Source organism: Shewanella sp. S1-49-MNA-CIBAN-0167, from assembly GCF_040310145.1.
Lineage (GTDB): Bacteria > Pseudomonadota > Gammaproteobacteria > Enterobacterales > Shewanellaceae > Shewanella > Shewanella psychromarinicola.
This window is the reverse complement of record NZ_JBEOPO010000014.1, coordinates 65,992-77,539: the sequence shown is the minus strand read 5'-3', so window position 1 is coordinate 77,539 and position 11,548 is coordinate 65,992. Positions and strand designations below refer to the sequence as shown.

The window sequence follows — 11,548 nt, the reverse complement described above, 5'->3', positions numbered from 1 at the left end:
AACATACCAGATATTGAGTGTGACTAAGACTCTTCTTACTGTCACAACAGCCAGCCTATTTAGCATTGTTTAGACAATCTTTATTGTCTAAACAATGCTGTTATGGGTGAATCTTATTGTTAACCCATCGGTTTGCGTACAACTGGCTCAAATGAGATGACGATGTATTACGAGTTAATAAGACCTGTTTGCGTGGTTAACCCAGCCATAATGCTTTCATCTAAGCCAAATAAACTTAGATAGTGTTGTATATTTCCTGGTTCAGTATTGTCTGTAGTATCAGTGCTTAGTGGTTGTCCCTGCAGTAAATTCAATTTGTGCAATAACATGTATTGAGATTTACGTTCCATCACCAACTCAACATCGAGCATTTTTTGATATTCGTCGTTGTCTAAATGCGCCTTAGCGATCCGACGTAAGCGTCGATAAGGTTGTAAGACATTGGTTTCCCATTGATCAACCACAAGGGTTAATATTTCCCATTGTTGCTGCGTCAAAACATAATGCTGTTGATCAAGGTATTGCGCTAATAATAGAATATTAACGTTTACGTGGTAACTGTCTTGTAGGTGTACGTAAAACTGAGGGTTAATTGAATAGCTTTGCTCGCAATGACGCCAAATTGTATGACTAAATGTTTGGCGATGAAAAGGTTGCGACATACAGAATCCCTTGCTGCATTTGTGCGGTTAATTAACAGCACAAATGCCAATAAAATAATGAAAACCAATCGCTTATTGAAAATCTTGTTCGATAAGCTCAATCTGTTCTTGAATCTCTAACCAATCCATTTCACTTTCATCCATGGTTTGAGTCAGCGTCGTACGCTCGTTGAGAACCTTGGTCATTTTAGCTTTGTTCTCAGCTTCGTATAAGTCGCCATCGGCTAATTCAATTTCTAGTTCGGCTAATCTTTTGTTGATTTTTTGCTGTTGGGTTTCTAATTTTATTTGTTGCTTTTTCAATGGCGATACTCGTTGACGTAATTCAGCGTCCATCCTTTTTTGCTGCTTTTTATCCACCGAATCACTGCTAATGGCAGCATCCGTTTTGTTGCTGGCTTGGGCCAATTTAGCCGCATCGAGTAACCATTGATGGTAATCATCCAAGTCACCGTCAAAAGGTGTTACAACACCTTGATCCACTAAGTAATAGTCACTACAACTTAATCGTAATAGGTGACGGTCATGTGACACAATTACCATTGCACCTTCAAAGGTTTGTAATGCCATGGTTAGCGCATGGCGCATCTCTAAATCTAAATGGTTGGTGGGTTCATCGAGTAATAATAGATTAGGGCGTTGCCAAACGACTAATGCTAATACCAGACGCGCTTTTTCGCCGCCAGAAAACGGCCGTACTGGCGATAAAGCCATATCACCATTAAAGCCAAATCCGCCTAAAAAGCTCCGTAATTCTTGTTCGCGCGCATTGGATGGCGCCAGCCTGATCAAGTGTTGCATTGGGGTATCATCAAGGCTTAAAAATTCAACTTGATGCTGAGCAAAATAACCAATATTCAATCCTGGATTAGGTTGATATTTACCGGTTTTAGCTTTTAATTGGCCAGATAACAGTTTAATTAGCGTCGATTTACCTGCACCGTTTCTCCCCAATAAACCGATACGAGCGCCTGGAACAAGGTTTAACTCAACCTGTTTAAGGATGGTTTTATCTTCATAACCAATAGAGACATTTTCCATCACCACTAATGGATTTGGCAATGCTTCTGGTGTTCTAAAGGCCATTTGAAATGGATTGTCTACTTGGGATGGCAATAACTCTGCCATACGTTCGAGTGCTTTTAAGCGACTTTGTGCTTGTTTAGCTTTACTGGCTTTATAGCGAAAACGATCAACAAATGACTGCATATGTGAGCGTTCTTTTTGTTGACGCTCGAAGGCCACTTGTTGTTGTGCCATGCGTTCTGCGCGCACGCGTTCAAAAGATGAGTAATTGCCTTTGTAATAATTTAATTTTTGATTTTCGATATGAACAATTTCACCGATAATGCCATCGATGAAGTCACGATCGTGACTGATCAAAATTAACGTTCCTTGATACGTTTTTATCCAACCTTCTAACCAATACATGGTATCTAAGTCTAAGTGGTTGGTTGGCTCATCGAGTAACAATAAGTCAGAACGGCATAACAGTGCTTGGGCTAAGTTGAGGCGCATACGCCAACCACCAGAGAAACTTTTGACCGGGTGACTCTGATCTGTATCTTTAAAGCCTAAACCGGCTAATAGTGAGCCCGCTCGAGCTTTAATAGCATAACCGCCAATAGCATCAATTTTGCCATGGATAAGCGCTATTGCATTGCCGTTATTATCATGTTCAGCTTGTTCTAATTGGGCTTCTAGTTGACGGTATTCGGTGTCGCCGTCCAGTACATACTCTAGTGCCGACACATTTAATGCGGGTGTTTCCTGAGCAACAGAGGCAACCTGCCAGCCTGCGGGGAAACTGAACTCACCTTTATCCAGCTGTAAATGACCCAAAATTAAGGCAAGCAATGTTGATTTACCTGTACCATTGGCGCCGACAAGGCCAACCTTGTGTCCGGGGTTAATCGTCAGTGAGGTTTCATCGAGTAAGATTTTACTGCCGCGAATTAACTGTGCTTGGCTTATCTTGATCATTAATTACAACTTGATTCTTAAGAATAGAATAATGGTGCAGATAATATCGCATATAGGATTTATTTCCCACAATCACGGGACTCATGTGGGCTAATCATGGCAAAATAGGCGTATAAAGCGGGTATAAACCTCATTGTGTAAACACTAAGTCGAGTAAATCATGACTAAAATTAAAAAGCGTTTTGTTGCAGGGGCTAAATGTCCTAAATGCAGCGCGAAAGACAGTATTCTATTGTTTAAAGAAAATGGCATTGAAACCATTGAGTGCACAGAGTGTGATTACCGTGAGCAACAAACTGATGTAAAAGCACCTCAAAAGGCTAGCGGCAGTATGATCGGGGTGTTTAAACCAGACTAGAACAGTCTGCTTAGGGGGATAACCTCAACATTGGCATTGAGTTGAGGTTAATTACTCATATATTCATCAGGGGGTGTTTCAGCAGAGACCTTCATCTTATGTTGATTTAATACACGGATAACATTGATGTTGTTTTTAGTGAGATCATTGAAACGTTCAGAGATGTTTTGTAATTCTAGGCCGTAACTTGGATCGTCTTTAGGTGTGGTCTGCCAATAACGTTTACGATCCAGTTTTTGGATTTCGCTCGCACGTAATATTTCAAAATAGCTATTTTCTTGTTTAAGTCGATAAATTTCGCCATCGAGTAATTGGAGTAATTTTTCTTTAGAAATAGTTTGTTTATTAAGCAAGGCTTTTAATGGATCGTCTTTCAACTCGCGCTTGTCAGAGTCGATTTCGGTGGTAATACCTAATTGATATTCAATTTTATGCTGGCTATATTCTTGCGGGCAAACTGTTTGGCTGAAAATGACTTTTTCATCCTTCATGCACTTGTAGATAGTATTGGCCTGAGCAGTAAAAGCGCTCATGGCGAGTACGATGAATAACAGTTTTTTTGCCATGCGGCCACACATCCTTTTGTCATCACTATTACGATTTTGATATTAGTGGTTTACGGTAGACTGTTTCGGTTATGTATTCAGCCTAACAGCGGACCACAGTGTTTAGCTTCCGACTAACTAACTAACTAACTTACTAACTAACTAACTTAATTAGCTCGTGGTTTGGTGAACTTATTGACTTAAGCAGATTAGCATGTTTTTTAGCTACGTAACTAAGACATAACCCTTGCTCGTTAGCGGAAAGTTGATACACAGCCATCATGCTTAAATAACAATATAGCAACAATAGCGTCGAAAAAATAATGATATTGATTCAATATCATTCAATATGATGTAATTTTATCGATAAAACCAGTTTTTTGACAACAGAAATTTCAATAAAAAATAATATTTGTTTTGTTATTTAATGGGCTTAAGCTGAAACTGGATAATTTCATAGGTGGTGGCTAATTCGAATGACGAGAAAATAGCACGTTGTCGATTAAGCGCGTTTTACCGAGATACGCGGCCGCAATAACAATTAGCTTAGTGTCTGCTGCCGTCGCTTGGTGTAAGGTGTTTGCATTTCTCACTTGGAGATAATCGGGCGTAAAACCAGCACTAATCAAGTCTCGTTCAGCTTTCGTGATAGCTTGTTGTGCTGCTTCACCGTGTTGAATAGCGTGAATAATATTATCTAATACTTGTTTTAATCTTGCTGCCAAGTATTTTTCATCGGCGGTTAAATAGCCGTTACGAGAACTCATGGCTAGACCCGATTTTTCTCGGATAGTCTCGACACCAATTACGTCAATTGGCATCGATAAATCTTCAACCATGGTTTTGATGATCATCAATTGTTGAAAATCTTTACGGCCGAACAAGGCAATGTCAGGTTGCACAATATTGAACAGTTTGGTGACTATGGTTGCCACACCACGAAAATGCCCTGGGCGGCTTGCACCACATAATTGATCGCCAATGTCGGGTACTTCAACAAATGTTTGTTGTGCTAACCCTTTGGGATACATGATCTCAGGTGTTGGAGTGAAGAGTATTTCTGTTCCGGCAACCATAAGCTGCTCGCTGTCTTGTGCGAGTGTGCGAGGATAATTGTCTAAATCTTCGTTGGCACTAAACTGCATAGGATTAACAAAAATAGATACCACCACATGGTCTGCACGCTTTTTGGCTTCATCTACTAAGGCGATGTGACCTCGATGCAAATTGCCCATTGTTGGCACAAAAGCAACCGTTTCGCCCTTGCGGCGCCAAGCATTAACGTGTTCACGAATGGTTGAAATAGCGGAGGTGGTAATCATTTTCTGTTCAAACCTTAATGGAAAAACAATGCCGTTATTTAATGCGCATTATGAATTAAATGTGTGCTCTTCAGCTGGAAAAGTGCCGTTTGCTACTTCATCAATATACGCTTTAATAGCGGTACGAATTTCACCTGTTTGTTTAAGGTAGTTTTTTGAAAAACGAGGAATATAGCCACTGGAAATGCCTAACACATCATGCATAACAAGAATTTGGCCATCAGTGTCTGCACCTGCGCCAATACCGATAACGGGAATGGTTAGCGCTTCAGTAATGGCTTTAGCCAGCGAAGCCGGAATACATTCAACCACTAATAATTGCGCGCCTGCAGCTTGTATTGCTTTGGCTTCATCTAGAATACGTTGAGCACTATCAACATCGCGACCTTGCACTTTAAATCCGCCAAACACGTGCACCGACTGCGGGGTTAATCCTAGGTGAGCACATACTGGAATGCCACGTTCGGTTAACATTTTTACGCTTTCAAGTAGCCAATGTCCGCCTTCTAATTTAACCATACTGGCACCCGCCTGCATTAGCGTTGTAGCATTAGTCATGGTTTGTTCTGGGGTGCTATAACTCATAAACGGCATGTCCGCGATGAGCAATGCACGCGAAACGCCTCGTTTGACACAAGCTGTATGGTAAGCAATATCGGCAATCGTTACCGGTAAGGTATCATTATGGCCTTGAAGCACCATACCAAGTGAATCACCTACTAAAAGTACATCCACACCTTCGCTGTCAAAGGCGCCGGCAAAACTGGCGTCATAGGCCGTTAATGCGGTGAACTTTTTACCTTCTTGTTTGAACTTGATTAGGGTCGAACTGGTGACTTTTGACATAATAGACTCTTAAAACAATATTGAAATACTAAAAGCCGAGCTTAATGTTCTGGCCGTTAAGATCAACTTAAATCGATAAGTTTTTGCAATTCATCACGCATTTTCACACTAATAAGACTTTCAAGGCTTGTATTGCAAGGCAATGTTAGCGATGGCGCGATGTCTGCCAATGGTACTAACACAAAACTGCGTTGCTTCATGCCGTAATGAGGCACACAGAGTCGAGGTTTGCTTATGTGTTGATTACCATACAGTAACAAATCTAAATCTAGGGTGCGAGGTCCCCAGCGCTTAAGCCGAACACGCCCTTGGTGTTGCTCGATATCTTGCAAGGCATCAAGTAATTCAATCGGCAATAGGGTGGTATGAAACCCAGCGACAGCATTGACATAATCTGGCTGAACAACATCACCCATAGGCTTGGAACGATAATAAGCTGAGACCACAAACGTGTCGTTTACCGCCAATGCTTTTAGCGCCGTTACTGCAACATTGAGTTGTTGTATTGGCTCGGCTAAATTAGCGCCTAAGGCGACATAAACTTGAACCGCCATGGTGGTTATTCTTCCGCAGGCTTGGCTGCTGGTTTACGACGACGCTTACGCTGTGGTGCATTTCTGTTGCGACTATTACTGCTTTTGACACTTTTAGCTATGTCGCTACGGTCAGTTTCATCTGCTTCTACAAACGTTGTCCACCACTGAGCTATCTTGGCGGTATTGCCCGCTTCAGCTTCACCACGCAGTAGTAGCAAATCGTAAGCGGCTCTAAATTTAGGATGTTCTAGCAGTTTAAATGCCCGCGTGCCTTGACTCCGTTCTAAGCGCAGTTGCAGCTGCCAAATGTCGCGGGCAGGGGTACTAAAGCGTCGTGGTAAGCTAATCGTTAGGCATTGTTGTTCAAGCACATCACCCATAGCGGCAACATGTGCATCGTAGTGGGTTAACCCGCTTTCAATGGCAATATCATCGGCTCGGTATTTTACCGGATACCACAATATGGCAGCAAAGAAAAATGCTGGGGTAACCGTTTTATCCTCATTAACACGGATATCGGTATTACGCATAACGGCTTGCAGCATTTTGGCGGCATGTCCTTTAGGCGACTCTTCAATGAGTGCGCTGACCTGTGCAAACAAGGGTGCGAATAAACCAAAGCGTTGCATCATGTTATAATTGGCTTCAGCTTTGCCGGCAAAAAACAGTTTTAACACTTCTTCATACATGCGTGCTGCAGGGATATCTTTTAATAATGGTGCGAGTGCTTTAATTGGGGCCGCGGTAACGGCGTCGATTTGCATATCAAGTTTAGTGGCAAAACGAACGGCGCGCAGCATGCGGACAGGGTCTTCGCGATAACGGGTGTCGGGGTCGCCAATAAGCTTAATCGTCCGAGCCTTGAGATCGTCTATTCCACCGCCATAGCTGCGAATAGAATAGTCGCTGATGTCGTAGTACAGCGCGTTAATAGTGAAGTCACGACGTTCAGCATCTTCATCAATTTCGCCGTAGACATTGTCACGCAGTAAACGCCCTTCGGCATTTGATTTCGATACGTTGTCGTTTGTTTCACTGTGGTGGCCGCGAAAAGTGGCCACTTCAATGACGTCACGCCCAAAAACGATATGTGCCAGTCTAAAGCGACGACCAACTAAACGGCAGTTACGGAATAGTTTTTTAATGTCGTCTGGCGTGGCGTTAGTCACAACGTCGTAATCTTTCGGTTGAAGGCCTAATAAAATATCACGCACACCCCCACCGACTAAATAAGCTTTATAGCCTGATCTATTAAGACGATAGAGCACTTTGAGTGCGTTCTCACTAATTTGGCGACGTGAAATCGAATGGCCATCTCTGGAGATGATATCCAGACGTAAGCCATCTTCTTGAATGGGGTCTTCAAGTACTGGAGCTACTTTGTTGTCTTCAAATAGCTGTTTACAGAATTGGCTAATACGGCGAAAAATAATACACCTCGAAATGCTATAATAATTTGATTAAAAATCTGGCGGGTATAATACATTAAATGTGACCAAATGAGTATACATGTCGCGGCGCTAAAATGGGCTTAATGCAATCATGTACGCCGAACGATGACGATACTTAGTTGTTTGTTGTCGTTAAGACAATTTCTTTTTGTGCTGGAATGGTACTTAGGTCAAATTGTTCTATTGCCTGTTTAAGCATGACTTGTACCGAATCTACATCAACCATTTGCTGGCCTAAAAAGGCAAGAGCAGCATTAATACTGGCTTGTGGGCGAATGATATCGATGGCGGGCGCGTGATTCTGCTTTGATAATTTAACACCTTTTTGTGCACAGACTAGCGGTAAATGAAGCCAATCAGGTGGGGTAACATTTAATTGAGTAAATAAACTTATTTGCCTGCAACTGGCTTCAAGTAAATCACAACCTCTGACGACTTCAGTGATACCTTGATAAGCATCGTCGAGTACAACGGCGAGCTGGTATGCAAATAAACCATCGCTGCGTTTAATCATAAAATCTTCTTCGGCGAAGGTGTTATCGACCACCACATAGCCTTGAAGCTGGTCAATAAAACGATCGATTTTAGCGTAATTTCTAATCCGGATCGCACCTTGTGTCAACTTAGGCTGCAGTCGGCCACAATGGCCATCGTATACACCACCATGGGCTTGGATCATCTTACGTGTGCATTGGCAATAATAAGCATCATCGCTGGCAATGAGTTGGTCTATTTTATCTTGATAAGCCTGATGACGTTGATGTTGAAATAGTGCAGTGCCATGCCAATGCAAACCGTAGGCATCAAGTGTGCGGAGGATATTATCGCTTGCACCTTGGACTTCTCGTGGGGGATCGATATCTTCTATGCGGACCAGCCATTGGCCTTGCAGACTGTGGGCGCGAAGATAACTGCCTAATGCAGCCGTGAGTGAACCGAAATGCAGTGGACCTGAAGGTGATGGTGCAAAACGTCCAACGTAGGAAGTGATACTCATGTTATTTTGTGGAGTATTTTTTATTCATTAATATCGCACTGTCATTACCGTCACTTACATCTGATGTGACTAAATTACAAAACAAAAAGGGCGAGATAATCTCGCCCTATTGGTAACGGGTTAACCCGCCATTTGTTTTTCTCTTATTTCTGCAAGTGTTTTACAGTCGATACATTGATCGGCTGTTGGGCGAGCTTCGAGACGGCGGATACCTATTTCGACACCACATGAGTAACAGAAGCCAAAATCGTCTTCTTTGATTAACCGTAAAGTTTTCTCAATCTTTTTGATCAGTTTACGTTCTCTGTCACGAGCTCGTAATTCTAAGCTGAATTCTTCTTCTTGTGCTGCACGGTCTACAGGATCAGGAAAGTTTGCAGCTTCATCTTGCATGTGAGTTAACGTACGGTCGACTTCTTCACGCAATTGGTTACGCCATGCATCGAGGATCAATGTAAAGTGACCACGTTGCTTGATATTCATATACTCTTCACCAGCGGATTCCTGGTAAGGATCTACTCCGGCGATAGCGAGTACGCCAAGTTTTTTCGTGCCTTCAGGCATAACGCATCTCCTGTAATCATTTGCGTTTTAAGGGCGTCTAAAATTTATCGCCGCTATCTATAGCAGAAACTCTATGGCTAGGCAAATTTTTTACTCAGTATTTGAGTTTTTTTATCTACACCATCACTTTACAAGGGGTGGTGATAAGGCTTCCCTGAGATGAACATTGTGTCTTATATGCTAGCACTTCAACGCCATTTGATACTGCTTGTTGAAGTAAGTCTGCGTACTGAGGGTCAATATGTCGTGCGGGTCTAACACTTGTTATGCCACTGTGTTGTACCACAAACAATAATATCGCACGATGTCCTAATGCCACCATGTGGCTCAGCTCCCGCAGATGCTTTTGTCCTCGCGTGGTCACGGCATCAGGGAAATAACCCTCTTGGCCTTCTAGCAAAGTACAACTCTTCACTTCAATATAGCACTCAGGTCGGTTTTGGCTAGTGAGCAAAATATCAATACGGCTATTTTCATTACCATATTTTACTTCACGTTTTAATTTGTCATAACCTTGCAGTTCAGTGATAACTTGCTGATGGATTGCTTCTTCTGCTAACGCATTGGCACGATTGGTATTAATACCAATCAGCTGTTGCTGATCTGTCTGCATAATTTCCCAGGTGTGGGCATATTTACGTTTTGGATTGTCTGAGGTGGAAAACCACACCTTTTCACCTGGAAATAAACAATTTTTCATTGACCCCGTATTAGGGCAATGAATCGTGATCGCTTGGCCATTTGGTAGCATGATATCGGCGAGAAAACGTTTATAACGTTTAATTAATACACCTGATTCTAATTCGGGGGTAAATTTCATCGATTACTCATTTAATGAGTTGATTTACAACAATGCTAACAAACTTTAGCGTGGTTTATCGATTATGTTTTGTCTACACTACTGCCATTAACTCGTGGTTAAGCGCGAGTATTGGTGTTATTAGACTTACAACAAGGGATTATTATGGACATTATGACAGTTACTCTCACCACCCAAGCCCCTGCTGCTCATTGGGGTAAGGCTGATGTGACCTACCAAGGCGCTCAAGCGGCGATCCATTTATCTGGCAACGATGAACTGCGCCAAGTGCAAATGGCTGCAAGGAAAGTGCGTAATCAAGGTATTAATTATGTGCAATTAGACGGTGACTTGTGGAATTTACATTCACAGTGGGCATTTGCGCAAGGTTTTGCGACGGCTAAAGCGGGATACGAAGTGAACTGGTGTGGGAGTGATGCTGATAAAGCAACGTTGAAACAACGTGCTGAAGCAGCCCTGTTTGCCCGTAAGTTGATTAATGATACACCTGAAGATTTATCGCCAGTCGGTTTAGCGACACAAGCTGCTGCTTGGTTAAAACATATTGGTGGCGATCATGTCAGCTTCAGTATTGTTGAAGGCCAAGAATTATTAGCGAAAAAATGGGTCGGTATTCATGCTGTGGGTCGTGGTAGTGAACGTCCTCCTGCATTATTAGAACTCGATTTTAATCCATTGGGAGCTGATGCACCGGTATCTGTTGCCCTAGTAGGCAAAGGTATTACTTTTGACTCAGGGGGTTATAGCCTTAAGTCATCAGAAGGTATGTTAGCGATGAAATGTGACATGGGTGGCGCCGCCACCGTCACTGCGGCATTGGGATTAGCGATGAAGGCGGGTTTGAATAAACGCGTTAAGCTATTTCTATGCTGTGCGGAAAACTTAATCAGTGGTCGTGCCTTTAAATTAGGTGATATCTTAACTTATAAGAATGGCACCACGGTTGAAATCGTCAATACCGATGCAGAAGGGCGCTTAGTCTTGGCTGATGGTTTACAAGCAGCATCAGAAACGGGTGCCGGCTTAATTATCGATGCGGCAACCTTAACCGGTGCAGCAGTGATGGCCGTGGGTTCAAATTATAATGCGATTTTTTCACCACAAACGGCAACATTACAATTAGCACAGCAGCGCGCGGCAGCAGTATCAGAAAATGTATGGCCATTGCCGTTAGATGAATGGCATAAAGATATGTGTCCATCAGCTTATGCTGATACCGCCAATAGCCGACCAGTCAAAGGTGGTGGCGCGGGTGGGGCATCAAATGCGGCCGGTTTTTTATGGCGCTTTGTGTCACCACAAGCTAATTGGTTACACGTAGACTTAGCTGCCGCATTTGAATCATCTGCCTCTGCATTATGGGCAGCAGGCGCGACCACCCATGGTGTATTGACCATAGCTGAATTATTAAAAGACTAGTTATTTTGTTTTAAACGTAATAAAAACCGTCGTTCACGTATTGTG

12 protein-coding genes are annotated in these 11,548 nt (G+C 42.6%); 2 read left to right on the top strand and 10 right to left on the bottom strand.

The features are described 5' to 3' along the window. Positions 1-167: 167 nt before the first annotated feature. Entirely contained in the window at positions 168-662 is a 495-nt protein-coding gene (locus AAEZ00_RS08585) for a TIGR02444 family protein (protein WP_351076311.1), read from the bottom strand. A 72-nt stretch (positions 663-734) separates the two neighbouring features. Further along, complete coding sequence (locus AAEZ00_RS08580) at positions 735-2,645, bottom strand: ABC transporter ATP-binding protein (protein WP_124012441.1); 1,911 nt, start codon at positions 2,643-2,645, stop codon at positions 735-737. 160 nt (positions 2,646-2,805) lie between these two features. On the opposite strand from AAEZ00_RS08580, the gene AAEZ00_RS08575 reads away from it, so the two are divergent. Next, positions 2,806-3,003 (top strand): YheV family putative zinc ribbon protein, encoded by a 198-nt coding sequence (locus AAEZ00_RS08575; protein ID WP_164839440.1) that lies wholly within the window; start codon positions 2,806-2,808, stop codon positions 3,001-3,003. 47 nt (positions 3,004-3,050) lie between these two features. On the opposite strand, the gene AAEZ00_RS08570 is transcribed toward AAEZ00_RS08575, so the two are convergent. From AAEZ00_RS08570 to sfsA, 8 genes are all read right to left on the bottom strand, one after another. Next, positions 3,051-3,569, bottom strand: a complete 519-nt coding sequence (locus AAEZ00_RS08570; RefSeq protein ID WP_124012440.1) for a DUF4124 domain-containing protein — start codon at positions 3,567-3,569, stop codon at positions 3,051-3,053. 446 nt (positions 3,570-4,015) lie between these two features. Next, on the bottom strand, positions 4,016-4,870 hold the full coding sequence (gene panC, locus AAEZ00_RS08565) for a pantoate--beta-alanine ligase (protein ID WP_351088559.1): 855 nt from the start codon (positions 4,868-4,870) through the stop codon (positions 4,016-4,018). A gap of 48 nt (positions 4,871-4,918) precedes the next feature. Then, a complete protein-coding gene (gene panB, locus AAEZ00_RS08560; RefSeq protein ID WP_101034191.1) occupies positions 4,919-5,716 on the bottom strand; it encodes a 3-methyl-2-oxobutanoate hydroxymethyltransferase in 798 nt (265 codons plus the stop codon). A 62-nt stretch (positions 5,717-5,778) separates the two neighbouring features. Continuing rightward, complete coding sequence (gene folK / locus AAEZ00_RS08555; RefSeq protein WP_124012438.1) at positions 5,779-6,270, bottom strand: 2-amino-4-hydroxy-6-hydroxymethyldihydropteridine diphosphokinase; 492 nt, start codon at positions 6,268-6,270, stop codon at positions 5,779-5,781. 5 nt (positions 6,271-6,275) lie between these two features. After that, entirely contained in the window at positions 6,276-7,577 is a 1,302-nt protein-coding gene (gene pcnB / locus AAEZ00_RS08550) for a polynucleotide adenylyltransferase PcnB (RefSeq protein ID WP_164839545.1), read from the bottom strand. Between the two features lie 241 nt (positions 7,578-7,818). Continuing rightward, positions 7,819-8,700: a tRNA glutamyl-Q(34) synthetase GluQRS gene (gluQRS, locus tag AAEZ00_RS08545; RefSeq protein WP_351076322.1), complete on the bottom strand. Its 882-nt coding sequence runs from the start codon at positions 8,698-8,700 to the stop codon at positions 7,819-7,821. 120 nt (positions 8,701-8,820) lie between these two features. Then, positions 8,821-9,264 carry an RNA polymerase-binding protein DksA gene (gene dksA, locus AAEZ00_RS08540; RefSeq protein ID WP_101034195.1) on the bottom strand — a complete coding sequence of 148 codons (444 nt, stop codon included), beginning with the start codon at positions 9,262-9,264 and terminating at the stop codon, positions 8,821-8,823. A 115-nt stretch (positions 9,265-9,379) separates the two neighbouring features. Beyond that, complete coding sequence (gene sfsA / locus AAEZ00_RS08535) at positions 9,380-10,084, bottom strand: DNA/RNA nuclease SfsA (protein ID WP_335686814.1); 705 nt, start codon at positions 10,082-10,084, stop codon at positions 9,380-9,382. Between the two features lie 144 nt (positions 10,085-10,228). Here sfsA and pepB point away from each other — a divergent pair, with 144 nt between their 5' ends. Next, complete coding sequence (gene pepB, locus AAEZ00_RS08530) at positions 10,229-11,503, top strand: aminopeptidase PepB (protein WP_351076326.1); 1,275 nt, start codon at positions 10,229-10,231, stop codon at positions 11,501-11,503. Positions 11,504-11,548: the final 45 nt, after the last annotated feature.